The organism is Cupriavidus sp. 05N39 (assembly GCF_056397325.1).
In genome coordinates, this window is the sequence record NZ_JBFTNE010000039.1 from 37,130 (window position 1) to 63,917 (window position 26,788).

The 26,788-nt window shown below is 69.5% G+C and carries 25 protein-coding genes; 17 read left to right on the top strand and 8 right to left on the bottom strand.

Features of this window, described 5'->3' with window-relative positions; genetic code table 11:
* Positions 1-59 precede the first annotated feature (59 nt).
* Genes AC1DN0_RS19580 through AC1DN0_RS19595 form a run of 4 tightly spaced genes read right to left on the bottom strand, consistent with a single transcriptional unit; the run spans position 60 to position 3,798 of the window.
* The gene (locus tag AC1DN0_RS19580) at positions 60-1,103 is read right to left on the bottom strand and encodes a heme-dependent oxidative N-demethylase family protein (RefSeq protein ID WP_441631288.1); all 1,044 of its coding nucleotides are present in this window, start codon (positions 1,101-1,103) and stop codon (positions 60-62) included.
* Positions 1,104-1,111: 8 nt separating this feature from the next.
* Complete coding sequence (locus tag AC1DN0_RS19585; protein WP_441631286.1) at positions 1,112-2,074, bottom strand: PDR/VanB family oxidoreductase; 963 nt, start codon at positions 2,072-2,074, stop codon at positions 1,112-1,114.
* Complete coding sequence (locus tag AC1DN0_RS19590; protein ID WP_441631284.1) at positions 2,071-2,628, bottom strand: dimethylamine monooxygenase subunit DmmA family protein; 558 nt, start codon at positions 2,626-2,628, stop codon at positions 2,071-2,073. The genes AC1DN0_RS19585 and AC1DN0_RS19590 overlap by 4 nt, the downstream gene beginning before the upstream one ends.
* Before the next feature lie 54 nt (positions 2,629-2,682).
* The gene (locus AC1DN0_RS19595) at positions 2,683-3,798 is read right to left on the bottom strand and encodes an aminomethyl transferase family protein (protein WP_477145928.1); all 1,116 of its coding nucleotides are present in this window, start codon (positions 3,796-3,798) and stop codon (positions 2,683-2,685) included.
* A gap of 186 nt (positions 3,799-3,984) precedes the next feature.
* Between AC1DN0_RS19595 and AC1DN0_RS19600 the strand changes: the two genes are divergently transcribed.
* The 6 genes from AC1DN0_RS19600 (at position 3,985) to AC1DN0_RS19625 (ending at position 11,260) form a co-directional block, all read left to right on the top strand.
* The gene (locus AC1DN0_RS19600) at positions 3,985-6,030 is read left to right on the top strand and encodes a sigma-54-dependent Fis family transcriptional regulator (protein ID WP_477111409.1); all 2,046 of its coding nucleotides are present in this window, start codon (positions 3,985-3,987) and stop codon (positions 6,028-6,030) included.
* A gap of 131 nt (positions 6,031-6,161) precedes the next feature.
* Positions 6,162-7,241: a beta-ribofuranosylaminobenzene 5'-phosphate synthase family protein gene (locus AC1DN0_RS19605; RefSeq protein WP_477101746.1), complete on the top strand. Its 1,080-nt coding sequence runs from the start codon at positions 6,162-6,164 to the stop codon at positions 7,239-7,241.
* A gap of 170 nt (positions 7,242-7,411) precedes the next feature.
* Positions 7,412-8,317 carry an NAD(P)-dependent methylenetetrahydromethanopterin dehydrogenase gene (locus AC1DN0_RS19610; protein ID WP_441631674.1) on the top strand — a complete coding sequence of 302 codons (906 nt, stop codon included), beginning with the start codon at positions 7,412-7,414 and terminating at the stop codon, positions 8,315-8,317.
* A gap of 39 nt (positions 8,318-8,356) precedes the next feature.
* Positions 8,357-9,370, top strand: a complete 1,014-nt coding sequence (mch, locus tag AC1DN0_RS19615; RefSeq protein WP_441631672.1) for a methenyltetrahydromethanopterin cyclohydrolase — start codon at positions 8,357-8,359, stop codon at positions 9,368-9,370.
* A gap of 1 nt (position 9,371) precedes the next feature.
* Positions 9,372-10,346, top strand: coding sequence for an ATP-grasp domain-containing protein (locus tag AC1DN0_RS19620; protein WP_441631670.1), 975 nt, complete (start codon positions 9,372-9,374; stop codon positions 10,344-10,346).
* Entirely contained in the window at positions 10,343-11,260 is a 918-nt protein-coding gene (locus AC1DN0_RS19625; RefSeq protein ID WP_441631668.1) for a triphosphoribosyl-dephospho-CoA synthase, read from the top strand. Before AC1DN0_RS19620 ends, AC1DN0_RS19625 begins: the two co-directional genes overlap by 4 nt.
* 49 nt (positions 11,261-11,309) lie before the next feature.
* Here the strand turns inward: AC1DN0_RS19625 and AC1DN0_RS19630 are convergent, their stop codons facing one another.
* Positions 11,310-11,720 (bottom strand): dihydroneopterin aldolase, encoded by a 411-nt coding sequence (locus tag AC1DN0_RS19630; protein WP_441631684.1) that lies wholly within the window; start codon positions 11,718-11,720, stop codon positions 11,310-11,312.
* Between the two features lie 490 nt (positions 11,721-12,210).
* Here AC1DN0_RS19630 and AC1DN0_RS19635 point away from each other — a divergent pair, with 490 nt between their 5' ends.
* The 4 genes from AC1DN0_RS19635 to AC1DN0_RS19650 are packed head-to-tail and all read left to right on the top strand — an operon-like array spanning position 12,211 to position 15,485.
* The gene (locus AC1DN0_RS19635; RefSeq protein ID WP_441631682.1) at positions 12,211-12,783 is read left to right on the top strand and encodes a flavoprotein; all 573 of its coding nucleotides are present in this window, start codon (positions 12,211-12,213) and stop codon (positions 12,781-12,783) included.
* Positions 12,762-14,147 (top strand): DUF6513 domain-containing protein, encoded by a 1,386-nt coding sequence (locus AC1DN0_RS19640; RefSeq protein ID WP_477145929.1) that lies wholly within the window; start codon positions 12,762-12,764, stop codon positions 14,145-14,147. The genes AC1DN0_RS19635 and AC1DN0_RS19640 overlap by 22 nt, the downstream gene beginning before the upstream one ends.
* 13 nt (positions 14,148-14,160) lie before the next feature.
* Positions 14,161-14,784, top strand: a complete 624-nt coding sequence (locus AC1DN0_RS19645; RefSeq protein ID WP_441631664.1) for a DUF447 domain-containing protein — start codon at positions 14,161-14,163, stop codon at positions 14,782-14,784.
* Entirely contained in the window at positions 14,781-15,485 is a 705-nt protein-coding gene (locus AC1DN0_RS19650; RefSeq protein WP_441631662.1) for a (5-formylfuran-3-yl)methyl phosphate synthase, read from the top strand. The genes AC1DN0_RS19645 and AC1DN0_RS19650 overlap by 4 nt, the downstream gene beginning before the upstream one ends.
* Before the next feature lie 2 nt (positions 15,486-15,487).
* Here AC1DN0_RS19650 and AC1DN0_RS19655 read toward each other — a convergent pair whose 3' ends face one another.
* The 3 genes from AC1DN0_RS19655 to AC1DN0_RS19665 are packed head-to-tail and all read right to left on the bottom strand — an operon-like array spanning position 15,488 to position 18,189.
* On the bottom strand, positions 15,488-16,084 hold the full coding sequence (locus tag AC1DN0_RS19655; protein ID WP_441631661.1) for an amino acid kinase family protein: 597 nt from the start codon (positions 16,082-16,084) through the stop codon (positions 15,488-15,490).
* Between the two features lie 37 nt (positions 16,085-16,121).
* Positions 16,122-17,204, bottom strand: a complete 1,083-nt coding sequence (locus tag AC1DN0_RS19660; protein WP_441631659.1) for a hydantoinase/oxoprolinase family protein — start codon at positions 17,202-17,204, stop codon at positions 16,122-16,124.
* On the bottom strand, positions 17,194-18,189 hold the full coding sequence (locus tag AC1DN0_RS19665) for an ATP-grasp domain-containing protein (RefSeq protein WP_441631657.1): 996 nt from the start codon (positions 18,187-18,189) through the stop codon (positions 17,194-17,196). The genes AC1DN0_RS19660 and AC1DN0_RS19665 overlap by 11 nt, the downstream gene beginning before the upstream one ends.
* A gap of 9 nt (positions 18,190-18,198) precedes the next feature.
* On the opposite strand from AC1DN0_RS19665, the gene AC1DN0_RS19670 reads away from it, so the two are divergent.
* The 7 genes from AC1DN0_RS19670 (at position 18,199) to AC1DN0_RS19700 (ending at position 26,760) form a co-directional block, all read left to right on the top strand.
* A complete protein-coding gene (locus AC1DN0_RS19670) occupies positions 18,199-18,927 on the top strand; it encodes a HisA/HisF-related TIM barrel protein (protein ID WP_441631655.1) in 729 nt (242 codons plus the stop codon).
* Between the two features lie 442 nt (positions 18,928-19,369).
* Positions 19,370-20,716 carry a molybdopterin-binding domain-containing protein gene (locus AC1DN0_RS19675; protein ID WP_441631653.1) on the top strand — a complete coding sequence of 449 codons (1,347 nt, stop codon included), beginning with the start codon at positions 19,370-19,372 and terminating at the stop codon, positions 20,714-20,716.
* Positions 20,713-22,395, top strand: a complete 1,683-nt coding sequence (locus AC1DN0_RS19680; protein WP_441631651.1) for a formylmethanofuran dehydrogenase subunit A — start codon at positions 20,713-20,715, stop codon at positions 22,393-22,395. The genes AC1DN0_RS19675 and AC1DN0_RS19680 overlap by 4 nt, the downstream gene beginning before the upstream one ends.
* A 40-nt stretch (positions 22,396-22,435) precedes the next feature.
* The gene (gene fhcD / locus AC1DN0_RS19685) at positions 22,436-23,350 is read left to right on the top strand and encodes a formylmethanofuran--tetrahydromethanopterin N-formyltransferase (protein WP_441631649.1); all 915 of its coding nucleotides are present in this window, start codon (positions 22,436-22,438) and stop codon (positions 23,348-23,350) included.
* Positions 23,347-24,165, top strand: coding sequence for a formylmethanofuran dehydrogenase subunit C (locus tag AC1DN0_RS19690; RefSeq protein ID WP_441631647.1), 819 nt, complete (start codon positions 23,347-23,349; stop codon positions 24,163-24,165). Before fhcD ends, AC1DN0_RS19690 begins: the two co-directional genes overlap by 4 nt.
* 43 nt (positions 24,166-24,208) lie before the next feature.
* Entirely contained in the window at positions 24,209-25,585 is a 1,377-nt protein-coding gene (pabB, locus tag AC1DN0_RS19695; RefSeq protein WP_441631645.1) for an aminodeoxychorismate synthase component I, read from the top strand.
* Positions 25,540-26,760 carry an ATP-grasp domain-containing protein gene (locus AC1DN0_RS19700; RefSeq protein WP_477143591.1) on the top strand — a complete coding sequence of 407 codons (1,221 nt, stop codon included), beginning with the start codon at positions 25,540-25,542 and terminating at the stop codon, positions 26,758-26,760. The genes pabB and AC1DN0_RS19700 overlap by 46 nt, the downstream gene beginning before the upstream one ends.
* The last annotated feature ends 28 nt before the right edge of the window (positions 26,761-26,788 follow it).

Consider the following 26,788-nt stretch of genomic DNA (forward strand, 5'->3'; position numbering starts at 1 on the left):
CGCGCTGGCTCCGCATTGAATCTTCTGTGGGTGCCGATCTTGTTGTGTCTTCGCCGCGCTTACCCCGGGGCGGTACCCGCGCCGAGGGTGCGGCCGTCGTCGTGCCGCGCCAGCCAGTCGATCGCGGCCTGCCGGTAGCGCGTGATGCCTTTGTAGTCGACCAGTTCGTCCGGCAGCGTGCGCAGCACGCGGTGCAGGCGCGCCGCCCACCTGGGGACCGTGGCCAGTTCCTGCAAGCTGATCAGGTAGCAACGCACGCCAAAGCCGATGGCATTGCTGCGGGGCAGCCGGAACAGCGTCTGCAGTTCCACCCGCAGGTGCACCAGTTCGCCCGCGGTCTCGCGAGTGACCGAGGCCCGGTCCGCGCCCCACTCCGGATAGCGCTCCGGCGAGGTGTCCAGGCGCGGGTGAATGGTCATGGTCCAGTTCAGCCGGCGCACCGGCGCGCCTGCGCGCAGGTGCAGCAGATACTTCAAGGCGCGGTCGAAGATGCCCAGTTCGTGCGCCAGCGGCACGGGTCCGTGCCACTCGCTGAAACTCATGCCGAGATCGAAATCCAACGACCAGTCGGCCTGCGTGGTGACCATGCCGGCGTCCATGAACAGGTTGTCCTGGCGTTGATCCATCAACACCCAGTCACCCTGGTTCTGGCGGGCAATGTATTCCAGCGGCGGATACGGCAACGTCGCGGCGTCGCCAAAGACAAAGTCCTGGCGCAGGCCCAGCAGGCGGTTCTCCCAGGTCCAGCGCGTACCGTCGCGCCGCAGCGTGAAGTGCGCGGGATAGCTGGCCGCCAGCGACTCCATCATCAGCTCCAGCGTGTCCCACTCCGCCTGCATCATGTGCGGCAAGGCCATGCAGCGGCCCGGGTCCTGCGCAAGCACCAGGGCCCGTTCGCGGCATTCGCCGATGTAGTGCTCGTCGACGTCGAAGGGATGTTCGGTCACGCTGCCGGCCGGGCCGGCAGCATGCGGTTCGATGTTGACCGAGTACATGTACCGGTCTTCGTGGAACGGAAACGGAAAGCGCTGGATCGCGGCCGGGCTGTTGGCATAAGCAAAGTTGCCGCGGAAAGTCTCGTCTTGCTTGAACGTGGTGTGCATCGCGCCTCCTAGATCGCCAGCACCAGGCGCTGGCAGTTCGCCCGGGAGACGCAGGGCATCAGCTTGCGGCCGCTTGCCCTTTCCTCGATGGAAAGATAGTGATCGTGGTGGACCAGTTCCCCGTCGTTCTCCAGCACCTCCAGCTCACACTGGCCGCAGGCGCCGCCGCGGCACAGGTAGGACGCCTTGACGCCGGCCGCCTCGATCGCTTCGAGCAGGCTGGTCTCCGCGCCTACCTGGACGGTGATGCCGCTGCGCGCGAGCACTGCCTCGAATGGCGCGCCCGCCGGTGGAGCCAGGAACTGCTCCCAGTGCACGTGGCTGTCCGGCCATCCCGCCGCGCGTGCCGCCTGGCGCACCGCCTCGATCATGCCGGCGGGGCCGCAGACATAAACATCGGTGCCTAGCGGCTGGCCTGCCAGCACTTTGGCGAAGTGCAGCGGCTGGCCGGCGTCCTCCACATAGAGATGCAGCCGCTCGCCCGCCAGCCGAAGCAGCTCGGTGGCAAAGCCGGCGTGTTCCTGGCTGCGCACGGCGTAGTGCAGTTCGTACGGCGTTCCCAGCCGCTGCAATTCCGGCAACTGCGAGAAGAACGGCGTGATGCCGATGCCGCCGGCAATCAGGATGTGTTTCCGGCGCGTCTTGAGCAGCGGGAAGAGATTGACCGGGGCGCGCACGCGCAGGAGCGAGCCTTCCTTCACGTGCTCATGCATGAAACGCGAACCGCCCCGCCCTTCGTCGACGCGGCGCACGCCGATCTGGTACTGGCCGGTTTCCCACGGCGAACTCATCAGGGAATACGGGTTGCGGTGCAGGCGGTCCTCGCCCTGCATCTCGACCACGATATGGCTGCCCCCCGAAAAGGCGGGAAGAGCTTCCCCATCGGCGTGGCACAGCGTGAAGCGTTTGACCAGCGGCGTCACCGCCTCGATCCGCGTCACGCGTACCGGTATGCTTTCTTGCGGTTTCATGCTGCCCCCGGCGTTTCCGCATCGGCCATCACGCCCATGAAGGCGGCAAGCCGGCGGGAATAGTGATCGCGCACCAGCAGCTTGCGGCCGCAGCCCGCGCAGGGCGCGATGCCGCCGGACACGGCTGCGTTGCAGGTGCGGCAATGTACGCAGTAGACCCGCCGCGCGCCGGGCGCCACGCATTCGCATTGCATCTCGGCGGAATCCAGGCCATGCAGTTCCGCCACCCGGCTCACCTCGGCGAGGAAATCCTCGTCGCCGGCGGCGTAGAAGCGCAGGCCCATCGGCAACGAGGCCAGTGCATCGCCCAGTTGCTCGAGCAGCGCCGCGGTGGACGCCGCGACCGTCACATCGGCGCTGCTTGCCCGCACCGCCTGCGTGAGGTCGGCGCCCGCCTCGGCCGCGTACAGCACCTTGCACGCCCTGGCCGCGCCGGCCAGGCGACGCAGCGCGTCGCCACCCGCGCCCCGGGCCACGGCCAGGTGCACCTTGCCGCTGCCGTCGAACTGCAGCGGGCGGTACAGCGGCATGCTCTTGATGCCTGTCACCAGCATGGCAAGCTCCTGCGTGGTTGCGTGGTTGCGGTGCGTAAATGCGCGGATGCCGGGTCAGRCCGCCTTGACCTGGGTGCGCAGGCGCTGCGGGTCGTAGAACGGCGTCTTGGTTACCGTGCCCGTATGCGCGCCGTTGCTGTCGCGGATCTCAACCTTGGTGCCAAGCGCCTTGTAGCCGGACTGCAGGTGCACGAGCGCCAGCGATTGCATCAGGTAGCGGCTGAAGGTGGCGCTGGTCACCACGCCCACCGCCTTGCCGTCCACGAAGATCTTCGATCCGGCTTCCACCGCGCGGTCATGCCTTACCGCCACGCCGGCCTGGAAGAAGCGCTCCTTGCCGCGCGCGTTCAGCAGCGCCGCCTTGCCCACGTAGTCGCCCGCCTTGTCGGTGTCGATGGCCCAGCCGAGATTGACTTCCCACGGCGTGGTATCGCCTTCCGGCATGTCGAAGGGGAAGAACAGCAAGGCTGCCTCGATGCGGGCGAGTTCGAGCGAATCCCAGGAGCAGGGAATCAGCCCCTGCGGCTTGCCCGCCTCCAGGATGGCGTCCCACAGATCGACGGCGTCCGCCGCGGCGCAGGCGATCTCGAAACCTTCCTCACCCGAGTAGCCGCCCCGGGAAACAATGATCTTGCGGCCGAACAGCGTGGTCTCGCGATGCGCGAAATACGGCAGGGAGGCCAGCTCGATGCCGATATGCGGCTTGAGGATGGCGGCGGCGCGCGGCCCTTGCAGGGACAGCATATGCACGTCAAAGTCTTGCTCCCACTTCACGTCGCGGCCTTTCGAGAGCGCGGCAAGCTGGCGTTGCGTATTGCCGCTGCCGTGCGACAGGCGGTACTGGTTCGGCGCGTCGCAGATCACCATCAGGTCGTCGCTGACGGCGCCGTTCTCATCGACGGCGGCAGCCAGCCGCGCCGTACCCGGCTGCAGGCGATGCACATCGATCGGTACCATCTTGTCGATGACGGCGGCGGCATCCGGTCCGGATACCTTGACGATATTCAGGCCGCTGATGTCATAGAGGCCCGCGGCGGTACGCACCGCCACCACCTCGTCCTGCGGATCGCGCCGGTAGCGCCAGGGGATCGGCATATCGTTCCACGTATCGCCGTCCAGGGTGGAGCCGAGTTCGCGATGCCGAACGTTCAGGATGGATTCTCTGGTCATGTGCAGTCTCCGCAGGGTGTCTGGATTTTTGCGGAGTATGGCGAGCTACCCCCCCTCCCAACAATTTCCACTTGGCACTACCTCCTTGGTAGTAGCTGCGGGCGGTGCCTAAGAGGTATTGCCACGGCAGGCCCCGGTCCGCAGACTCCAGGGCACGGAAGTACGCCAGCGCAGGAGGAGAAACACATGACGGCCTTGACCTTGACCCAGCTCCCCGTTCCGGCCGCGGGCACCCATGGCCAGCGCATCGCGCGCGCCGTCGCCTCCCCGCAATCGACAACGGATACCAGTGCCGCGGTGGTGCGCTCATGGACCCGCTGCCTGGGCGAATACGGGCTCGATCCGGAACGGCGTCCCGTCCCGCCGGTGCTTTGCGCCAGCGAATTGCGCGAGCGCGGCGAGCGCTTCGGCGACCTGGCCGACTGCGCGCGGCTGGAGATGACCACGCTCTACCAGCAACTCGCCGACCCCGATATGGCGGTGATGCTGACCGATGCCGATGGCGTGGTCATGCATCTGGTGGCCGCCGACCCGTTCGCGCGCGAGATCGCCCCGGAAGGCTTGCGCGTCGGCGCGATCTGGAGCGAGCGCGAAGCCGGCACCAATGGTATGGGCACCTGCCTGGCGGAAGCCGGCGCGGTGGCGATACGCCAGCATGAGCATTTCTTCCAGCGCTATACCGGCCTCACCTGCTCGGCGGCGCCGATCTTCGACGAGAACGGCGTGCTGGCGGCGGTGCTCGACGTCACCAGCCGCTCGCCCCTGCTGTGGCAGCAACACTCCCCGGTGCTGGTCGGCATGTCGTGCCGCCATATCGAGAACCGCCTGTTCGATGCCCGCTTCCGGCACGCATATCCGATCCGCTTCCACAGCCAGCCGGAACTGGTCTACACCGCCGGCGAAGGCAAGCTCGCGGTCGACGCCGACGGCGTGGTGCTCGCCGCCAACCGCAGCGCCCTGCTCCAGCTCGGCTTCCCTTCGATGCAGGCATTGCGCGGCAAGCGCATCGACACGCTGTTCATGAGCTCGCTCGACGAGCTGGTGGCACGTAGCGCGCGCCAGTCTTTTCATCCGGTGCCGGTCTACCTCGCGCAAGCATCGGATCGTTTCTTCATGGTCGCGCAGCAGCCGCCGCAGGACTGCCTGCCCCGGCCCGGTCGCCTCGCGGCACGCGGCACGCCGGCGCAGCAGACTGCCGCGCCCAGGCCAGCGCGCGCGGGCCTGGCCTGCGGCGACCCGCGCATGGACGCGCAAGTCCAGCTGGCCACGCGCGTCATCGCGCGCAATGTGCCCGTCCTGCTCCATGGCGAAACCGGCACGGGCAAGGACGTCTTCGCCAATGCGCTGCATACGGCAAGCCCGGCGGCGCAAGGCGCGTTCGTAGCCATCAATTGCGCGTCTCTGCCGGAATCGCTGATCGAGAGCGAACTGTTCGGCTACCGCGCGGGCGCCTTTACCGGCGCTCAGCGCGAAGGCCGGCGCGGCAAGATCCTCCAGGCCGACGGCGGCACGCTCTTCCTCGACGAGATCGGCGATATGCCGATGGCCTTGCAGGCACGCCTGCTGCGCGTGCTGGAAGAGCGCCGGGTGACACCGCTCGGGTCCGAGACCTCGGCCCGGGTGGATTTCCAGCTGATCAGCGCCAGCCATCGCAACCTCGCCGAACTGGTCCACGACGGGCGCTTTCGCGAGGACCTGTTCTACCGGCTAAGCGGCGTCGAACTGCGGCTGCCGCCCTTGCGCGAACGCGCCGACCGGCTGGCCCTGATCCACGCCATCCTGGCCGAGGAAGCCGGCCCGCAGGAAACGCCGCCCACGCTCGCACCCGATGCCGAGCAGGCGCTGATGCGCTACGACTGGCCCGGCAACCTGCGGCAGCTACGCTACGTGCTGCGCACCGCTGTAGCCCTGTGCGACGGCACGCGGCTGACCAGCCGGCAACTTCCTCCGGAAGTCGTGCAAGGCGCGCAACATGCCGCACGCCGCGGTCGGGGAGCCGACGCAGGGGCCGAAGCAAGCAAGCCCGCGCAGGAGAGCCTGCCGCCCTTCAACGCCATCCAGCTGAACGAGCGCAAGACCATCCTGGACCTGCTGGAGACGCATCGCTGGAATGTCAGCACCGTCGCCCGCACGCTGCGGGTCAGCCGCAACACGCTGTACCGCAAGATGCACCAGCTCTGCATCGAGATCGCGCGGGAGGCGGCTGCGTCGCGGCATGAGGCCGGGGCCTGAGCGCGCGCCGCTTGCGCCATGACACGCTCTCACCCCACCGTGCCGCGCCCCGCCGGTTGCGGTCCGGCGGCGCAGCGGTATGCCGCCAGATAGATCAGGCAGACAAAGCGATTCGCGAAAGGCCCTCATCCATGCAAACGCTCGAAAAGCCCGGCCACGACATTCATGGCATCAGCCCGTCCGGCGCGGTCCGGATTCACGCCACCGGGCGCCTGCACCTGGGCTTTCTCGACCCGGGCGCATCGCTCGGGCGGCGCTTCGGCAGTCTCGGCTTGTCGATCGGCGGCCCGGCGACCATCCTCGACCTCGGCCCGGCCGCGCAAGACCGGGTCGCCGCGGCGGACTACGCCGCGCGCCAGGAAGTGCCGCGCGTCTTGGCCTGGCTGGAGCGGCTCAAGCAAGCCAGCGGCATCCAGCGCCCGCTCGCGGTCCGGCTGCATGAGGTACTGCCGGCGCATGCGGGCTTCGGCTCGGGTACGCAACTGGCGCTGGCCCTGGGCCGGGCATTTTCCGAGCTGCACGGCCTGCCGTGGTCGGGCGCCGACATCGCCCGCCTGCTGGACCGTGGCGGCCGCTCCGGCGTGGGCATCGCCGCATTCGAGCGCGGCGGGCTGCTGGTGGACAGCGGCCCGCGTGGCGCGGGCAGCGTGCCGCCGCTGGCGGCGCGATTCGATTTCCCGGCCGATTGGCGCATCGTACTGCTGCTCGACACCAGCCGCACCGGCCTGCACGGCGCGGCGGAGAAGCAAGCCATGCAAGGGCTGCCGCCCTTTCCGCAAGCGCTGTCCGCCGATCTCTGCCACCGCGTGCTGATGCAGATCCTGCCTGCCGCCGCCGAGCAGGACTTCGCGCCCTTCGCCGAGGGCGTCAATCACCTGCAGCAGGTCATCGGCAACTACTTCGCGCCGGCGCAGGGCGGCGTGTATAGCAGCCCGGCGGTCGGCCACGTGCTGGACCGGATCACGCGGCAAGTCGGCGCCGGCCCTGCCGCCGTCGGACAAAGCTCTTGGGGGCCGACCGGCTTCGCCATCGTGCCTTCGCAGGCCGCTGCCGAACAGGCGGTGGCAGACGCCCGCGCGGCCGGACTGCTGGGGCCCTTCCTGGAAGCACGCATCGTCACGGGAGCCAATCGCGGCGCGCAGGTCGTGCCATCGGCGCGGCATGAAGCGGGTATCTCAAAGCCGGCGGCTTGTTGCAATGCGGCGGCGTAACGAGCGCAACGAGCGCCCGCCCTCTCCCGTATGCGGCGCCTTCTTTGCCTGCTTTCCTGGCGAGACAAGAAAGCAGGTCGCCGCCCCGCGGGGGTGGTGAAACTGCCTTTGACTTCAGGCCTTTGAAGTTGAAGTTGAAGTTGAGCACCTCAGACCACGGAGCCCCCAAAATGGCACGCCCCTGCATCCTGCATATGTTCACCCCCACCCGGCAAGCCAGCCCCTTCGACGTCAACATGGCCATCGACGCCGGCTACGCGCACGTCATCCCCTACGCCGAAGCCGGCCTCGACAACATCACAGCGCTGACCCAGGACGCCATCTTCTCCCGCGGCCCGAAAGGCGTCGCCAACACCGGCATCTTCATCGGCGGCCGCGACGTGGTGCTGGCGGCGGACATGCTCGACGCGGCCCGCAAGGCCATGGTGCCCCCGTTCGCGGTGTCGGTCTTCGCCGACCCGAGCGGTTCCTACACCACAGCGGCGGCGCTGGTAGCCGCCGTCGAAAGGCAACTGCGCAAAGTGCATCAAACCGACTTCTCCGGCCGCAGGGTACTGGTACTTGGCGGCAGCGGCGCCGTCGGCCGCGTCGCCGGTGCGCTGGCCTCGCAACTCGGCGCGCGCGTCTGGCTATCGAACCGCTCCGGCAGCGAGCAAGCCACCCGCATCAGCCGGGAAACCAACGAACGCTTCAACGCGCAGACCGAAGGCATCCTGATCCGCTCGGCCGACGCGCTGCGGGCTGCACTGGCCGAAGCCGACGTGGTATTCGCCACCGCAAGCGCCGGCGTCCAGGTCGTTGGCGAGGCGGACCGTGCCGCCGCGGGCAAGCTGCTGGTGGCCGCCGACGTCAACGCCGTGCCCCCGGCGGGCATCGCGGGCGTGGACGCCATGGACGACGGCAAGCCCATCGGCACCGGCAAGGCCGTGGGCGTAGGCGCACTCGCCATCGGCAATATCAAGTACCAGGTCCAGCATCGCTTGTTCCTCGCCATGCGCGAAGCCGCCAGGCCGGTCTACCTGGGCTTCCCCGAAGCCATGGCGATGGCGCGCACCGTGGCCGCCGAACTGCCTTGAGCACCAGGCGCTGGTCCCCACCACCGAACCGAGGCACCCATGCCAAGCACAACGAATGCCCACCCTGCCCGCTCACTCAGCGTCAACGCACTCAGCCAGCCGCTCGTCGCCAGCCTGCTCGACCATCGCGCCGAGTGGCGGCTCGCGGTCTCCGAAGGGCCCATGGGCGTGCGCATCGTCGATGCCGGCGTCGAGACGCGCGGCAGCGTCGAGGCTGGCCTGGCCATCGCCGCGATCTGCATGGGCGGGCTGGGCCAGGTGCGGCTGCGGCACGGCGGCGAAGGCTGGCCCACGCACATCGAGGCCAGCAGCGGCCAGCCGGTGCTGGCCTGCCTGGCCAGCCAGTACGCCGGCTGGAGCCTGAGCGCCAGCCAGGAGGAAACCGGCGGCAAGACATTCTTCGCGCTGGGCTCCGGCCCCGCGCGCGCGCTCGCCGGCAAGGAAACGCTGTTCGAGGAACTCGGCTATCGCGACAAGCTCCACGCCGGTGACGGCGGCGCCTGCCTGGTGCTCGAAGTCGACCGCGCGCCGCCGGAGATCGTCATCCGGAAGATCCTGCGGGACTGCGGGCTGCAGCCCGGGCAACTGACCGTGATCCTGACGCCGACSGCAAGCCTGGCGGGCACCACGCAGGTGGTGGGGCGCGTGCTGGAGGTGGCGCTGCATAAGGCGCACGTGCTCGGCTTCCCGCTGGATCGCATCGTCGGCGGCAGCGGTGTCGCGCCACTGCCGCCACCGGGCGCCGATGCCGGCGACGCGATGGGCCGCACCAACGACGCCATCCTGTATGGCGGCAGCGTGCACCTGACGGTCGATGCCGACGACGATGCCGCCCGGGCGCTTGCGCTGGATCTCCCGTCGGCCAGGTCGCGTGACTATGGGCGCCCCTTCGCCGACGTGTTCAGGGAATACGGCTACGACTTCTACCGCATCGACCCGGCCCTGTTCGCCCCCGCCGAAGCATGGGTCAGCAATCTCGCGTCCGGACGGACCTGGCACTCGGGCGGACTGAACATGGCGCTGCTGCGCGCGCAATGGCTGGTGGAGGCCTGAGATGGCCGCCTCCCCTTCGCGCGGGCCGCTGCGCGTCGCCATCATGACCGACGAAACCGGCTGGCATACCGCCAGGCTGAAGCAGGCGCTGCGCGCACGCGCCTGCGAAGGCCGCTGCGTGAACCTGGCCGATTGCCGGATCGACACCACCTGGGCCTGGCACGGGCTGGTGATCCCGGGCTATGGGCGCGGCTTGCCCGACGCCGTGATCGTGCGCGGCCTCGCCTCCGGCAGCTTCGAGCAGGTCACGCTGCGGCTGGGCATCCTGCACGCGCTGCGCGAGCTGGGCGTGCCCGTGTATAACGACGCGCGCGCTATCGAGCGCAGCGTGGACAAGGGCATGACCAGCTTCCTGCTGCATCTGGCCGGCATTCCCACACCCGCGACCTGGGTGAGCGAATCCGCGCCGCAGGCGCAGCGCACGGTGATGCGCGAGAGCGCCGCCGGGCGCGCGCTGGTGCTCAAGCCACTGTTCGGCTCACAGGGCAAGGGGCTGCAGCGCATCGGCACGGTGGACGCGGGCCATGCGCCCGTGCCCCTGCCCGCGCTGGTGGCGTACCGGCAGGTGGCCTATCTGCAGCGTTTCGTGCCCGCTCCGGCCGCGCCGGGCAAGCCCGGCTTCGACTGGCGCGTGCTGGTGATCGGTGGACGGGCGGTGGCCGCCATGCGCCGCGTCAGCCAGGGCTGGATCCACAATGTGGCGCAGGGCGCCCGCTGCGAGCATGCCGAGATCACGCCGGCGCTGGCCGCGCTCGCTGTGCGCGCCACCGAGGCGCTTGGCCTCGACTACGCGGGCGTGGATCTCGTTCCCACCGGAGAAGGGGAAGCCACGGATGGTGCCATGGTCATTGAGGTCAATGGCGTGGCAGCCTGGCATGGACTGCAATCGGTTACGGAAGTCGATATCGCCGGCCTGCTCGTCGACGACCTGCTGGCGCGCAAGCTGCCCGCGGCGCGCCACGGAGCCGTGGCGTGAGGGCGGCGCCGGACAACCGCGTGGCCGGCAATGCGGCCGCGGCCTTCCTGTGGGCATGCACGCTTGACGTAGCGGTGGCGAAGCCGGGCAATGTCAGCATGGATGCGCCGGGGCACGGCATGAGCGCCGGGCTCTTCCTGGACAGCGCGGCGGCGGCGGTGGCACCGCTGACCGACGGCGCGCTCAGGGTCGGCGAACGCATCGAACAGGCAGTCGCGCAAACGCAGGCGGTTGCCAGGTGCAATACCAATCTTGGCATCCTGCTGTTATGCGCGCCGCTTGCCACCGCCATGGAAGCCGGGCCTCCGCGCGATGCCAGAACGCTTGGCGAGCGGATCGAGGCGGTGCTGGCGGCCCTGACCGTGGCCGATACCGAGGCCGCCTATCGCGCGATCGCGCACGCCATGCCGGCCGGCCTTGGCACGGCGCCGGAGCAGGACGTGGCCACCAGGCCCACAGTGAACCTGCGCGCCGCCATGCACCTGGCCACCATGCGCGATACCGTGGCGCGCCAGTATGCAAACGGCTACGCCGACCTTTTCACGCTCGGGCTGCCGGTGTTGCGCAGGCACCTCGCCGGGCACGGTGCCTGGCACGAGCGGCTGCACCGGGCGGTGACAGCCGTCTATCTCGCTTTTCTTGCGCGCTTCCCGGATTCGCATATCGCGCGCAAGCATGGGCTGCCGGCGGCAAGGCGCGTGAGCAACCGGGCGCGGCTGTTCCACGGGCGCTTCGAGGCGGGCCAGTCCATCGATCCGGAGGAATTCGCGCAGTGGGACCGGGAGCTGAAAGCCGCCGGCGTCAACCCAGGTACCAGCGCCGACCTGACGGTGGCCTGCGCGATGATCGCGGGTTGCCTCGATCCGCAGATATGCGCCATGCGGATCGATCCGCGCCAGCCCGGAATCAGCTAGCGCGCAGCGGCGTGGCACCGGCCTGTTCCGGCGCCACGCCGGAACATACCTAGACGCTGACGGCGCCGCCCAGCCAGCCGGGCACTCGATCTTGCACGCGCTGCGACGCGTCCCGCCGCCGCTCTATCGCGACCCCCACCGCGCCAACGTCGTCGAACTTCTTCGGTTTGACGACCACGACCCGCACCCAGTGCGCCCCAAAGTCTTCCAGCAGCAATTGCGCCACGCGCTCGGCAAACGCTTCCAGCAACTGCAGCCGGTGCGTGGCCATCAACTCCCGCAACGCGGTGCGGACCTTGCCGTAGTCGATGGTGTCGCCGATCCGGTCGCTGCTGCAGGCGGCGCTTCGCGGCAGCCCGGCGGTCAGGTCGATGCGCAGCGGCTGTGGCGTGCCCAGCTCGCTAGCGTCGATGCCGATGATCGTCTGCCCTTCGAAGCCTTCGATAAAGATCAGGTCCATCGGGCCGGGCGAGGCCGCCGGTGCCGCGCGGGCGGCCATGGATTCCGCCTTCACGCCCGGCAGCGCGCCGAATTCCGCCGCTTCGGCCTGCCACATCATGTCGTCTCGTTTCATCTGCCCTCCTTGCAATGCACTTGCTACTAGCGCGCGGCCGGCGACCACGCTCCGGCGCTGGTCTCGCAAAAAGCAGGCCACACCGACACACCGAGCGGCGCCCCCGTGCCAGCGCGGCCCCGCAGGCGGGCGGCGCGGCGCCGGGCTGTGGGACACACGCACCGGACGGCACAACCTGTCCCGCCGACGGCGCAGTCAGCGCGGCGCAACACGCAGCCAGGGCCTTGCGGATCAAGGCGCAGGCGGCAGGCACGACTCCTGCGATCATTTCAGCCAGATCGATCCCTTAGCGAGCCGCCCGTTGCCCCACCCGCCCGCCTCCCTCCACCTGGACGCCGAACCATTCGCCGCCGTCGACCGCGACGCCCCCGATGCCCTGGCCCGGACCGAGGGCGCGCCACGCTTCGCCTGGGCTATCACCGGCTCCGGCCATTTCCTCGAAGAATGCCTGGCGCTGGCCGCCGCCCTGCCCGACGTGGATCTGTTCCTGTCGCGCGCGGCCGAGGAAGTGCTGGCGATCTACGGCATCCAGTTGAAGGACCTGAAGGCACGCTTCCGGGTTTTCCGCGACAAGACCGCCAGCGCGGCGCCGGTCGGCATGTTCTATGCGCGCCGCTACCACACCGCCATCGTCGCGCCGGCCACCAGCAACACCGTCGCCAAATGCGCCGTGGGCATCTCCGACACGCTGCCGACCAATATCCTCGCGCAGGCGGGCAAGCTCGGCATCCGCGGCATCGTGTACGCGTGCGACACCGAGCCGGTGGTGGTGACCAAAGGGCCGGACGGCTGGCTGAAGCTGCATCCCCGCAATATCGAACTGGAAAACGTGGAACGCCTGCGCCGCATCGACCATTGCGAAGTGGTGTGCTCCATCGGCGAGCTGCGGGGCGCACTCGATCAACGACTCAAGGCACTGTCACTGACATGGAACACATCGTCTTCCTGACCGGCCGCCTGGCGGAAAAAGGCCTGGAACGCGTGCTGCGCAGCCTGGAGCCTGCGCCGTTTACCTGGGAGATCCGCGAAATCGGCGTGCAGGTGGCCGCGCTGATGACCGCCGACCTGGTGCGCCGCCGCGTGGCCGCGCCGGTGGTGGCGGACCGCATCATCGTCCCCGGCCGCTGCCRCGGCGACCTGGACGCGCTCTCGCTGCACTACGGCATGCCGGTCGAGCGCGGACCGGAAGAACTCAAGGACCTGCCGCAGTTCTTCAACCGCAAGGCCAAACCGGTCGACCTGTCCCGGCACGATATCGCCATCTTCGCCGAGATCGTCGACGCGCCGCAGCTCGACGTCGAAAGCGTATGCGCGCGGGCGCGCCGGCACCGGGCCGATGGCGCCGACGTGATCGACCTTGGTTGCCTGCCCGCCACGCCGTTCCCGCACCTGGAGGAAACCGTGCGCGCGCTGAAGGCGGACGGCTTCCTGGTCAGCGTGGATTCCATGAACGCGGAAGAACTGGTGCGCGGCGGCAAGGCTGGCGCCGACTACCTGCTCAGCCTGACCCTGGACACCCTGTGGGTGGTGGACGAAGTCGCCTCCACGCCGATCCTGGTGCCGCAGCAGCCGGGCGACGAGGCATCGCTGTACGCGGCGGTCGAAGCCATGGCGCAGCGCGGCCGGGCCTATATAGCCGATGCCATCCTCGACCCCATCCCGTTCGGCCTGCTGGCCTCGCTCGGGCGCTACGAGCGGCTGCGCCAGCGCTTTCCCACCGCGCCCATCATGCTCGGCGTGGGCAACCTGACCGAGCTGACCGAAGCGGACACCGGCGGCATCAACGCCATCCTGATGGGCATTGCGGTGGAGCTGCATGCCTCGGCGATCCTGACCACGCAGGTCAGCGGCCATGCGCGCCGCGCCATCCGCGAGGCGGACGTGGCACGCCGGATGATGCACGCCGCGCGCGAGCAGAACGCCCTGCCCAAAGGCATCACCGACCAGATGATGACGCTGCATGCACGCGAGCCCTACCCCGACACGCCAGAGGAAATCGCGGAAACCGCCAGCGCGATCCGCGACCCGAACTTCCGCGTGCAGGTGTCCGAGCAAGGGATCCACGCCTACAACCGCGACGGCCACCATGTGGCGGCGGACCCTTTCGCGCTCTTTCCCCGCCTGCAGCTGGAGGCCGACGGCAACCATGCCTTCTACATGGGTGTGGAACTGGCCCGCGCGGAAATCGCCTGGCGCCTGGGCAAGCGCTACGTGCAGGACCAGCCGCTGGACTGGGGCTGTGCCGACGAACGCGAAAAGCAGGACCTGACCGAATGGTGCGCCCCTGGCGCCACCATGAAAAAACGGGCCTGAGGACATGACAACCATGAGCAACGACGTAATCCACGAAGCCGTCGTCACCACCGTCTCGGTGGCCGGTGCACCGCATATCGCGCCGATGGGCGTGCGCTACCAGGGCAGCGGCATCGTGCTGATGCCGTTCCGTCCCTCCGCCACCTACGACAACATCGTCGGCACCGGTACGGCCGTGGTCAACCTGACGACCGACGTGCGTGTCTTCGCCGGCTGCCTCACCGGCCGGCGCCAGTGGCCCACCGTGCCGGCGGAACGGATCCACGGCGTGCGGCTGGCCAGTGCGCTGAGCCACATTGAACTGCGTCTTGCGCAGGAGAACGGCGACGCAACGCGGCCAGCCCTGCGCATGGAGCGCGTGCACGAAGCCCGCCATGGCGAATTTGCCGGCTTCAACCGCGCGCAGGCAGCGGTCATCGAAGGCGCCGTGCTGGTCAGCCGGCTACATCTGCTGCCGGCYGACAAGATCGCCCGTGAGATGGCCTACCTGCAGATCGCCATCGACAAGACCGCCGGCGCGGCGGAACGCGAAGCATGGCAATGGCTGCTGGACCGCATTGCGGCCTGGCATGCCGGCAGTATCGGCACGCACGCCCCTTGTGCCGCCCCCGAGCCCACCCTGGAGAAAACGCGATGACATCCCTGCTGACCAGCGTACGCAATGTGGAAGAGGCCCTGCAAGCCGCCAGCGCGGGGGCCGAGCTGATCGACCTGAAAGAGCCGAAGGCCGGCGCGCTCGGCGCGCTGCCGGCGGAAACCGTGCTGGAGGTGGTCGGCGCGATGCGCGCGCGCTGGCCCGGGCGCCTGCTGAGCGCGACGATCGGCGACCTGGCGCCGGCCGAGCATGCCGTCATGATGCTGATGGCCAACACCATCGGCAAATGCGGTGTCGATTACGTCAAGGTGGGCGTGGCACCCGGCGAGCATGCGCGCGCGGCCTTGCGGCGGCTGGCTACCCTGCCGTGGCAGGTGGTGCCGGTGTTCCTGGCGGACCACGGGCTGGACCTGAAGCTGGTTGAGGAGGCCTGCGGGATGGGGTTCCCGGCGGTGATGGCCGATACGGCGGGCAAGCAGGCGGGCAGCCTGTTCGATTGCGTCGATATGGCGGCGCTTGCCGCCATGACAGCGATGGCGCGGCGCCGGGGCGTCAAGGTTGGCCTGGCCGGTTCCCTGCAGCTCGAACATCTGCCCCGGCTGCACACGCTGGCGCCGGACTTTGCCGGCTTCCGTGGCGCGCTGTGCGACGGTGGCCGCGCCGGGCGGCTCGATCCACGGAAGGTGGCGGCGTTGCGGGCTGGCTTGCACCCGGCGGTTGCGCTGGAACCGCAGCCGGCCTGAGCCTACCCGCCGCCCGCCGCGCTGGCGCGCAGCAACGCGCGCAGGCGCGGCAGGTCTGCCTTCTGCAGAAGGTCGACCGCAAACGGCGCATCGCGCGTGTAATGGCAAAAGTGCCCATCGACCACCCCGGCGTGCGCATGCTGCGCCAGCGTCATCCCCGCCCCGATCTGGCACGACTTGACCAGCACCAGCCTTTGCGCGCCAAGYCGGCTGGCCAGCCACGCGGCAATGCTGTCGGAAGTCGCGTCCCAGTTCGCCAGCGCATCCCGCTCCTTGCGCAGCAGGCCGTATGGCGCCCATACGGCAACGCCGCCATTGCGCAGCACGGCGTGGATCGCATGTTCGTCGGCGGCCACCGTCAGGGCCGGGCACAGGCCCTGCAGCATCAAGCCGTACTGGACCATGGCCAGCACCGCCATATTGTGGGCAACCAGGTCGTCGAACCCCCATTGCGCCTGGTAATCGCGCACCTCGTCGGCAAAGCCGCCCCCGCCCGGCACCACCACCACGCGCCCGCCGCCGAGCGCGGCCAGCTCCCGCAGCCAGTCCGGCAAGAGCGGATCGCGGCCCAGGCTGCCGCCGATCTTTACGACGTGCACGGGGCCTCCCGCTTCAGCGGGGCGGACGTGGAAATCGCTATCGGCATGCCTGCGCGCCCCCCGTCGCGACCGCCGCTTCCCCGGCCTGCCACAGCAGGACCGCCACGGCAACGCTGGGGGCGCACACGCGCGCCCACTCCGCGTGGGCCGGCGCGATACCGGCGAGGTCTTCGAAGGCCCGATAAGGGCGCCCAAGCCGGCCAGCCAGGTCGCGCGCCAGGAAGTGCCCGCACCCCGCGCCGATCACCGGTGCGCCCGGTGGCAGGCCGGACCGGTCGATGACACGCAGCAGGTTGTCCCCAAGTTCCGCGATCTGTGCCAGCCGCCATTGACGCGCCACTTCCAGCCAGGCCGCCGCGGGCGCGTCACGCGCATCGTGCCCGATCATCCTGGCAAGGCGCTGGTGCGTGGCTTCCGGCGTCTTGGCGCCGCCATCGGCGCTCGGGTGGGGATCGTGCGCTTCGCGCAGTTCGCCGGTGACGCGGTACACGTCGGCGGTGGTGGCGAACAGTTCGTTCATCACGTTATAGCTGGCGCCCTTGAAGGCGATGCGGCGTGCGAGCGCGCACAGCGGCGTGCGCGCCACGCCCTGGTACACCAGTTCGCCGGAAGCGAGCCGGCCGGCATCGTCGCGGCCCTGCGCCGCCACCTCGCCGTCCACGATGGGAATCAGGTCGCTGGTGGTGGTGCCGACATCGACCAGCACGCCGTGGCCGATGCGGGCAGCCGCCATGCGGGCGGTCGCCACCCAGTTGGCCGAAGCGATGTGCCGCCAGTCCGCGGCCACTTGCCGCCGCGTGCGCCAGCCGGCCGCGCCGGCGAAGAAAACGGCGCGCTCGCCGAAGGCGCGCCACATGACGTCCGCCAGCGCTGTCACGCCGGCTTCCCGGTTCTCGAACAGGTCGGCCATTTCGCCGGTCATGGTGACCGCGTGCGCGGCATGCGCGCAATCGGGCCAGCGCGCGCGCGCCTGTGCCAGCACACCGTCCAGCAGTTGCAGGCCCTGCCACAAGGGGCAGGCCCACTGCGCGATATCGACCGCGATGCCGTCCTCCAGGCGCGTTGCCTTGATATTGGCGCCGCCCAGGTCCCAGCCGAAGACAAGCTGCTCAGCGGCCATGGGACGCTCCAATGGTGACCGTCCGCTCCGCCAGGATCTGGTGTCCCGCCAGCATCTCGCAGGCCAGGTTGCGGCCAAGCTCGGCCGACAGGCCTGCATAGGCGCAAGTCACACGCGGGTTCACCTCGATCACCACCGGGCCGCGCCGGGGATGCCAGACCAGGTCGATGCCGACGAAGCCGCGCAAGCCCGGCATGCCGGCCACCACGCATTCGGCCACGTCCGCCAGCCGGCGTCCCGCCTGCCCCTTGCATTCGATCGCATTGATCTCCACGCCATCGTCGTGCACCTGTCCGCTCGCATCGACGCGGATGTGCTGCCGGTTCACGCTCAGCAGTTCGGGCCCGCCCGGGCCGCAGAGCAGCGAGACGCTGATCGGCTCGCCCTCCACCCACGGCTCCAGCACCACCGGCTCGCCGTGCGCGAGGCGCCGCAGCCAGCCTTCATGCGCCGCGCCGAAACCATCGTAGGCGTGCGTCGCCACCGATCCCGCGCCATCATCCGGCTTGACCACCCAGCGTCCGGGCTCGGGGGCGTCCCCTTCGCTCCACGGCCGGGTCGCGGCGATGCCGAGCGCGGCCAGCCGCTGCGCGGTCGCGCGCTTGCTGGTGGCCAGCGCGATCGCGCTGGCATCGCAACCCAGCCAGCGCGCGTCGCCCACCATGTAGTTCAGGCTCAGCAGCACGCCTTCGGATTCCGGCGCGACGACCCAGCTGACATCGTGGCAGGCCGCCTGGCGGCGCACGAAATCCGCCGCGTCCTCGCCGGGCATGCGCGCGCAGCAGCTCACCCTGTGCGCGCCATCGCATGCCGGCGGCAACTCGCCGGGCAGCGCCGCGCAGGTAATCGCCACGTCGCCGATGCGCGCGAGATCTGCGATCATGGCGTCACGCATGGCCCGGCCCTGGCGCAGCAGGTGCGGCACCGCGCGGGTGTCCATGGCGCCCGCGCTGATATATTCATAGACGAACACACGCGTCATCATTCCCTCTCCATGCACATCATCCCAGTCATCGATCTTCTTGACGGCCGCGTTGTCCGAGCGGTGCGCGGCCAGCGCGACCAATACCGCCCCATCGTGTCCGGCCTGCATCCGGGCAGCGATCCGGTGGAGATGGCGCGGGCGATGCTCGCGCATTGCGCCAGTGCCACGCTGTATATCGCCGACCTCGACGCACTCACCGGGCGCGCCATCCAGCTCGATGCGCTGCGAGCGCTGTGCCAGGCCTTGCCGGAAATCGAACTCTGGCTGGACGCTGGCTTCGCCAACGCGGCGCAGGCCACCGCGGCGCTGGCTGCGCTGTGCGGCGCCGGTGCGCGGGTGGTGCCGGTGTTCGGCAGCGAAACCCTGTCCGAGCCACCCGCCGCGGCAGGCAGCGCGCCACCCTTCGACGCCTGGCCCGGCGCCGTGCTTTCGCTCGACCGGCGCCATGGCATGCCGCTGGGCAACGCCGCATGGTGGCAAGCCAGCGACGCATGGCCGGCGCAACTGATCGTGATGGCGCTGGACCGCGTCGGCGCGTTCGAGGGGCCGGACCTGGAAACGCTCGCGGCAGTCCGCGCGCAGGCGGGTGCCGGACGCAGGCTGGTCGGCGCCGGCGGCATCCGCCATGGCGCCGATCTCGCCGCCGCCGCGCATGCCGGGGCCAGCGCCTGGCTGGTTGCATCGGCCATTCATGATCTCCGTATCCCGCCGGCTGGCCAGGGAGGACGTTCCTCCTGATCCGCGCGGCGGGCTCCATCAAGCAAACCTACGGTTCATCAGACTTCCGGGCAGGTCAACTGATCGCCGCGTGAAATCTGGCGTAGGTGTGACTCCGCTCTCCCATTTCACGGGAGAGCGGAGCAATCAAGCGCATTGCTTCGGCGTAACTTCCGGCTGGACACATCGCCCACGCTCAAGTCCGGACGAGCAAGCATGCAAGCAGGCATAAACACGTTCCATGCCAGCCCGCCGCGCCGCGCTGGCGCGGCCTGGCGCCGCATGCGCCGCGCGCGGGCGTGACAGGTTGCCCCGCGTACGGAGCACCGGTTGTGTCGTTGCCACCGCGCCTGGCGCATCCTCCAGGCATCGGCTTTTCCCCACCAGGCGCCATGCGCTCGCGGTGGCGGGCGCATGGCAGGCAGGTGGCCAGCCGCTGGCACAGGCTTTGCTCGACTCGGGCATGGCACCCGCAACCGATCTCCCCTCCGCCCCCCGTGGCCGCCCAGCCGCCCAGGCCAGCTGGACCTGTCCTTTCTGCGCGCTGCTGTGCGACGGGCTCGCCGTCCCGCAGGAAGGCCCGGACGGCCAGGCACCGGCGCTGACCGACAGCAATTGCCCGCGCGCGGCAAGCGCGCTCGCTGCCTTCGGCCGGGGGACAACGGCAGCCGAGCCGTGCGCCGATGGCCGCCCGGTGACACTGCCCCAGGCCCTCGACGCCGCCGCTCGCCTGCTGCGCGGGAGCCGCCGCCCGCTGTTCGGCGGCCTCGCCACCGATGTAGCCGGCACGCGCGCGCTTTACGCCTTGGCCAACCACAGCGGCGCCGTGCTCGACCATGCGCATGGCGACGCCATGACGGCCAGCCTGCGCGCGCTGCAGGATCGAGGCGCCTTTACGACCACCCTGGCCGAGGTGCGCAATCATGCCGACCTGATCCTTTGCATCGGCACCCAGCCCTCGCACAAGCACCCCGAGTTCTTCCGGCGCTGCGGACTGATGGACGGCGAACCGCCGTGCCCGCGCGAACTGGTCTTCCTTGGCACGCCGGCCGACCCCGCCGCCGCGCAACTCCCGAACGTGCGCAGCAGCGAGGTGGCGCTGCCCGAAGGCGAGGATCTGTACCAGACGCTTGCGTTGCTGAACGCCCTGTGCCGCCCGCGTGCGCTGGCCGACGGCAACATCGCAACGGCTGCGCTGCGCGATCTCTCGGCCCGCTTGCTCGCTGCGCGTTATGCCGTGATCGTGTGGACGCCCTCCACGCTCTGCGCGCAGGCGGGCGGCAAGCATGCCGCGCTGCTGATCGAAGGCATCCACCACCTGGTCAAGACGCTCAACCGCACCACGCGCGCCGGCGGCCTGTCGCTAGGCGGCGACAACGGCGGCAACACCGTCAACCAGGCCATCACCTGGCTGTCTGGCCTGCCCCTGCGCACGCACGTGCACCCCGGCGGGCTCGATCACGATCCGCATCGCCACCGGACCGAGCGCCTGCTGCGTGGCGGCGAGGTCGATGCCTTGCTGTGGGTTGCCAGTTTCACGCCGGACCTGCCACCGCCCGCCAGCACCGTGCCCACCGTGGTGCTCGGGCATCCCGCGCTGGCCGCCGCGATGGCGCGGCGCCCCGGCGTCTTCATTCCGGTTTCCACCCCGGGCATCGGCTCGGCCGGCCACCTGTTCCGCACCGATGGCGGCATCGTGCTGCCGCTCATCCCGCTGCGCGACGACGGCCTGCCGACGGTCGCGGCAGTGGCGGCGCAAATGCTGGCGCGGCTGCAACAAGCGCCGGCGCCAACGGAGTCCGCATCATGAGCACATTGCGCCTGCATGGAGGCCGCGTGTACGACCCCGCGCGGGGCATCGACGGCCAGCTTGCCGACGTCTATATCCGCGCTGGCCGCATCGTCGAACAGCCTCCCGGCACGCGGGCGGAGGCRGAGCTCGATATCGGCGGCATGGTGGTGATGTCCGGTGGCATCGACATGCACTCGCATATCGGCGGCGGCAAGGTCAATCTGGCCCGGATGCTGCTGCCCGAGGACCACCGCGACAACCTGCCCGCCGGCGGCCCGCTGGAACTGGCGTCCTGCGGCACTTGCACGCCCGGCACGCTGGCCACCGGCTACCGCTATGCGCAGATGGGCTATACCGCTGCGTTCGAGCCCGCCATGATGGCGTCCAACGCGCGCCAGACGCATTTCGAGATGGGCGACACGCCGGTCATCGATCATGGCGCCTATGTCATGCTCGGCAACGACGACCTGTTCCTGCGCATGCTGGCCGGGGGCACCGACTTCCAGCACATCCGCGACTATGTCGGCTGGACCGTCAACGCCAGCAAGGCATTGGGCGTGAAGGTGGTCAACCCGGGCGGCATCTCGGCCTTCAAGTTCAACCAGCGCAAGCTGGATGTGGACGACCAGCACATGCACTACCGCATCACCCCGCGCGACGTGCTGCGCACGCTGAGCCAGGCCCTGACGGAACTCAAGGTGCCCCACCCCTTGCATATCCACGCCAGCAACCTCGGGGTGCCGGGCAATATCGAATCGACGCTTGCCACCATAGCCGCGCTCGAAGGACTGCCGGGCCACCTGACCCACATCCAGTTCCACAGCTACGGCGCGGATGGCCCGCGCAAGTTCTCCTCGGCGGCGCTGCGCATCACCGACGCGGTCAACGCTAACCCCAATATCTCCATCGACGTCGGCCAGATCATCTTCGGCCAGACCGTGACCGCATCGGGCGACACCATGATGCAGGTGAAAAACGCCGACCACGCCCACCCGCGCAAATGGATCGGCGCCGATATCGAGTGTGACGCGGGCTGCGGCGTGGTGCCGTTCCGCTACCGCGAGCAAAGCTATGTCAATGCACTGCAATGGGCCATCGGCCTGGAAGTCTTCCTGACTGTGAAGAACCCCTGGCAGGTGACGCTGACCACCGACCATCCCAACGGCGGCCCGTTCACCAGCTACCCGCATCTGATCCGTCTGCTGATGGACAAGTCCTTCCGCGACGAGCAGCTTGCCAAGCTGCACCCCGAGGTCGCCGCCAACTGCGCGCTGCCGGATATCAAGCGGGAACTGACGCTATATGAGATTGCCGTGCTGACCCGCGCCGGCCCCGCGCGGCTGCTTGGCCTGCGCGACCGCGGCCACCTGGGCGCGGGGGCGGCCGCCGATATCGCGGTGTACCGCGAGGACGCCAACCGCGAAACCATGTTCAGCGCACCGGAGTACGTGTTCAAGGACGGCGCCCTGGTGGCGCGCGCGGGGCGCATCGTGGCCACCCCCGCCGGTGGCACGCACTATGTCGAGCCCGACTATGACAAAGGCATCGAAAAGACCTTGCGCAAGTACAGCGACAGCCATCTCGCCCTGCACTTCGACAACGCCGCCATCGGCCGCGACGAACTGTGCGCCTGCTGCAATGGCGGCCGCCTGCTGCCTGCGCAGTGCGCCCCTCTGCACAAGCAGGACACCGTATGAACAGGCTCCCGACCTTGCCGCGCGCCTGGGGACACTCCGCATGCTGATCAACGGACTCACCATCGACGACACCTTCGCGGAAGCCTTTCCGATGAAGGCAACCCGCTTGCTGGTCACTGCGCATAACCTGACCTGGGCCCGGCATGCCGCAGCCGCGCTAACGGGCTTCGCCACCTCGGTGATCGCATGCGGCTGCGAGGCCGGCATCGAGCGCGAGATCGCGCCGGCCGACTCGCCCGACGGACGGCCCGGCGTGGCGGTGCTGCTGTTCTCGATGTCGGGCAAGGAACTGGCCAAGCAGGTCGAGCGGCGCGTCGGCCAGTGCGTGTTGACCTGCCCCACCACGGCGGTGTATGCGGGGCTGGCCGAAGGCGAGGCCATCCCGCTGGGCAAGAACCTGCGCTTTTTCGGCGACGGCTGGCAGATCGCCAAGATGATCGACGGCGTGCGCTACTGGCGCGTGCCGGTGATGGACGGCGAGTTCGTCTGCCAGGAGACCACGGCGGTGGTCAAGGCGGTGGGCGGCGGCAACCTGCTGATGCTGGCGCGCGACACCGACAGCGCGCTGGCCGCGGCGGAGGCCGCGGTGGCGGCAATGCGCCAGGTTCCCAATATCATCATGCCCTTTCCCGGTGGCGTGGTCCGTTCCGGCTCGAAGGTCGGCGCCAGATACGCCGGCATGCATGCCTCCACCAACGACGCGTTCTGCCCCAGCCTGGCTGGCCTGGTCGCCGGCAGCCAGCTTGGGTCCACCGTGCGCTGCGTGCTGGAGATCGTGATCGACGGCCTGACGGAAGCCGACGTGGCCGCCGCCATGCGGGCCGGGATCGCGGCACTCGCCGAGCGAGGCGCCGCCGCGGGGCTGGCGCGCGTTTCCGCCGGCAACTACGGCGGCAAGCTGGGGCCCTTCCACTTTCACCTGCACCGGCTTGCCAGCCAGGGAGAATGCGCATGAGCGGCCTGACCCTGCGCCTCGCCAACGCCCCGGCGCTGCGGGTTGACCTGCGCCAGCTGACGCCAGCCGCCCTGGCCGGCATGGCACCGGACGCGGTAGCGCGCCTGCCCTTGTGGCATGGCAACGAGCGCATCGCCCTTGGCGAACTGTTTACCGTGCAGGCCCACGGCGGCGATGGCGAGCCCGCTCTCACGCTTGAAGGCGACCTGGGTCGCTTCGACCGTATCGGCTGGCAGATGTCCGGCGGTACGCTGCGGGTCGACGGCAACGCGGGCGACTACCTCGGCTGCGGCATGCAAGACGGCACGCTGCGCGTGAGCGGCAATGCCGGCGAGTTTGCGGCGGCGGCGCTGGCCGGCGGCAAAGTCGTCATCGGCGGCAACGCCGGAGACTTCGCCGCCGCCGCGCTGCCAGGCGACATGGACGGCATGCGCGGCGGCACGCTCGTGATCGGCGGCAACACCGGCGACCGATTCGGCGACCGCATGCGGCGCGGCACCGCGATGGTGGCGGGCAACACCGGGGACTTCACGGCCTCGCGCATGGTCGCAGGCACCATTGCGGTTGCCGGTGCCGTCGGGACCCATCTGGCCTACGGCATGCGCCGCGGCACCATCGTGCTGCTCAGCGCCAGGCCGCAGGCGCGCGCCACCTTCGTGCGCACCGACGGCAATTTCGATGTGTTCTGGACGTTGCTGGCGCGCCACCTGGCCCGCGCGGGCGGACCCTTCACGACCTTGCCCGCGCTGCGGCCACGGCGGCTGGTGGGCGATCTCGCCGTGGATGGCAGCGGCGAGTTGCTGATCGTTGACTAAGGCCCGGCAAGCCGTTCCCGACCCGGCCTGGAAGGAGTCCGCCATGCCGCATTCCCATGCCGACGCGCCAGCTGCGGGCGACGATTGCTACGCGCTGCTCGACGACGCCACCGCCACGCCGGGCCAGCCCACCAGCCGCCTGTACACCGGCTTCCTGCGCGAGATCCGCTGCACGGATCCGGCCGGCCTAACGCAGGCGTGGCAGGAGGCCGATGCCGCGATGCGCGGCGGCGCCCACGCGGTGCTGCTGGGCGACTACGAATGGGGCATGGCACTCCATGGGCTTGGTCATCTCGCGGCGGCGGGGCCGCGTGAGCCTGCCCTGCGCATCCTGCTTTTCCGCAAGCTGGCCCGGCTCTCGCGCGAGCAGGTGGATGCCTGGCTGGCCAGCATGGACGGCGCACCGCCTTCTCCGGCCCGTGTCGGTGCACTACAACCGAGCGTCGACCGCCCCGCCTTCCATACCGCAATCGCCCGCATCCAGGAAGCGCTGCGCGCCGGCGAGACTTACCAGGTCAACTACACCTACCGGATCGATTTCGAGGCCTCGGGGTCCCCGGTTGGCCTCTACCGCCGCCTGCGCGCCCGCCAGCCGGTAGCCTACGGGGCGCTGATCGCCCTGCCCCACGACGCGCAGCAGCCCTTCATCCTGTCCTGCTCTCCCGAACTGTTCCTGCGTCATGAAGACGGCAGGCTCACCGCGCGCCCGATGAAAGGCACCGCGCGGCGCGGCGCGGCCCCGGCCGAAGACCGCTCGATTGCCCGCATGCTGGCCTCCGACGCCAAGAACCGCGCCGAGAACCTGATGATCGTCGACCTGCTGCGCAACGACCTGGGCCGGGTGGCGCAAATCGGTTCGGTCAGGGTGCCGGCGTTGTTCTCGATCGAGCCTTACGCCAGCGTGTTCCAGATGACCTCCACCGTTGAAGCGGTCCTGCCCGAGGCCGTGTCAATGCCGGCCCTCCTGCGCGCCCTGTTTCCCTGCGGCTCCATTACCGGCGCACCCCGGCATCACACCATGGAACTGATCGCCGCGCTGGAAACCAGTCCGAGGGGCCTGTACACCGGCGCCATAGGGTGGGCCGACGCTCCGGCTCCCGGCTCGGCGCGTGCCTGCGGCAGCTTCTGCCTGTCGGTCGCCATCCGCACGCTGGTGCTTGGCCCTGCCCGTGGCGGCGTGCGACCGGGCCGCATGGGGGTCGGAGCCGGGATTGTGCTCGATAGCGAGGCCGAATCGGAATTCGAGGAATGCGCACTGAAGGCCGCCTTCCTGACCGGCCTGGTGCCCGACACCGCGCCGACCCCGCATCACGTGCGGGATCTAGCCATTCCCGACCTCATCGTTACCCAAGTTAAGCCGCCCCGTCACTCACCATGCCAACCCGAACCCTCATCGTCGCCGCCCTCTCGTCCCGCATGATGGCCGAATCCGCCGCGCAAGCCGGCCTGCGCGTCGCCGCGCTGGATCTCTTCGGCGACGCCGACACCCGTCACATCGCTGCCCACTGGGAGCCCATCGGCGCTGCCGGCTCGATGGCGATCGATGGAGAACACATGCTCGCCGCGCTGCGCCGGATGCGCAACACCGAACAGCCATCTGGTTGGGTCGCCGGCAGCGGCTTCGAACAACTGCCGGAGTTGCTCGATGCCGGTCATGCACTGTTGCCGCTGCTCGGCAACAGCGCCGCCACCGTACGCGGCGTCAAGCAGCCCGGCGCCTTTTTCCGGCTGCTGGCCGCACTCGGCATTCCGCATCCGGAAACCACCGTGGAGATGCCGCGCGATCCGACAGGTTGGCTATGTAAAGTTGTCGGCGGCACCGGCGGCTACCACATCCGGCATTTGGCTTCCGAGCACGCCATCGCCGCCGATACCGCCGACACCACCCCATACTTCCAGCGGCAAAGACCCGGCCTGCCGATGTCCGCGCTATTCGTCGCCCACCGCCGCGGCGTCGATCTGGTTGGCATCAGCCTGCAGCGCATTGCGTCGCATCACGACTGTCCCTACCTGTTCCGCGGCGCGACCGGGCCGGCAATACTGCCTCCAGGCATCGTCTCGCGCCTCGTCGATATCATCCATTGCATCGCACGCGAAACCAGCCTGGTTGGACTCAACAGCATCGACTTCCTGTTCGATGCGCCGGACCTGATGGTGCTTGAAGTCAACCCGCGTCCGCCAGCCAGCATGGCGCTCTATGCCGATGCCTATCCGCTCGGCCTGATGCACGCGCACCTGCAAGCCTGCCGTGGAGAAATACCTGCGCGCCCGGCCGCAGGCCAGGCCGGCGTGCGTGGCTTTGAAGTCGTCTTCTCGCAAGCGCCGGCGCGGATCAACGCCACGCTCACCGCCGCGCTGATGCGCACCGGCTGGTGCCACGACATTCCCGTGCCCGGCAGCTACGTGGCCGCCGGCCACCCCTTCTGTTCCGTCTCGGCCGCCGGGCGGACGGCGGCCGAGACGGAAGCCGGACTGCGCACGCGCAGCGCGCAGATCCTGGCCCTGCTCAAGACGCGTCACGACGGACTTCGCGGCACCGGCGGCATCGCGGCGTCTCTATTCAACGGCCCGCACAGCCGGCAGCAGCACGCTTAGCATTCGCTTCCCCGCCCGTATCACCGAC

Bases quoted from the DNA above. Each gene is read 5' to 3' on its own strand.
- AC1DN0_RS19670 (WP_441631655.1), top strand. From the start codon at position 18,199: ATGCACATCATCCCAGTCATCGATCTTCTTGACGGCCGCGTTGTCCGA.
- fhcD (WP_441631649.1), top strand. From the start codon at position 22,436: ATGCTGATCAACGGACTCACCATCGACGACACCTTCGCGGAAGCCTTT.
- AC1DN0_RS19700 (WP_477143591.1), top strand. From the start codon at position 25,540: ATGCCAACCCGAACCCTCATCGTCGCCGCCCTCTCGTCCCGCATGATG.
- AC1DN0_RS19690 (WP_441631647.1), top strand. From the start codon at position 23,347: ATGAGCGGCCTGACCCTGCGCCTCGCCAACGCCCCGGCGCTGCGGGTT.
- AC1DN0_RS19580 (WP_441631288.1), bottom strand. From the start codon at position 1,103: ATGCACACCACGTTCAAGCAAGACGAGACTTTCCGCGGCAACTTTGCT.
- AC1DN0_RS19650 (WP_441631662.1), top strand. From the start codon at position 14,781: ATGACATCCCTGCTGACCAGCGTACGCAATGTGGAAGAGGCCCTGCAA.
- AC1DN0_RS19630 (WP_441631684.1), bottom strand. From the start codon at position 11,720: ATGGACCTGATCTTTATCGAAGGCTTCGAAGGGCAGACGATCATCGGC.
- AC1DN0_RS19675 (WP_441631653.1), top strand. From the start codon at position 19,370: ATGGCACCCGCAACCGATCTCCCCTCCGCCCCCCGTGGCCGCCCAGCC.
- AC1DN0_RS19620 (WP_441631670.1), top strand. From the start codon at position 9,372: ATGGCCGCCTCCCCTTCGCGCGGGCCGCTGCGCGTCGCCATCATGACC.
- pabB (WP_441631645.1), top strand. From the start codon at position 24,209: ATGCCGCATTCCCATGCCGACGCGCCAGCTGCGGGCGACGATTGCTAC.
- AC1DN0_RS19665 (WP_441631657.1), bottom strand. From the start codon at position 18,189: ATGATGACGCGTGTGTTCGTCTATGAATATATCAGCGCGGGCGCCATG.
- AC1DN0_RS19600 (WP_477111409.1), top strand. From the start codon at position 3,985: ATGACGGCCTTGACCTTGACCCAGCTCCCCGTTCCGGCCGCGGGCACC.
- AC1DN0_RS19605 (WP_477101746.1), top strand. From the start codon at position 6,162: ATGCAAACGCTCGAAAAGCCCGGCCACGACATTCATGGCATCAGCCCG.
- AC1DN0_RS19610 (WP_441631674.1), top strand. From the start codon at position 7,412: ATGGCACGCCCCTGCATCCTGCATATGTTCACCCCCACCCGGCAAGCC.
- AC1DN0_RS19660 (WP_441631659.1), bottom strand. From the start codon at position 17,204: ATGGCCGCTGAGCAGCTTGTCTTCGGCTGGGACCTGGGCGGCGCCAAT.
- AC1DN0_RS19590 (WP_441631284.1), bottom strand. From the start codon at position 2,628: ATGCTGGTGACAGGCATCAAGAGCATGCCGCTGTACCGCCCGCTGCAG.
- AC1DN0_RS19585 (WP_441631286.1), bottom strand. From the start codon at position 2,074: ATGAAACCGCAAGAAAGCATACCGGTACGCGTGACGCGGATCGAGGCG.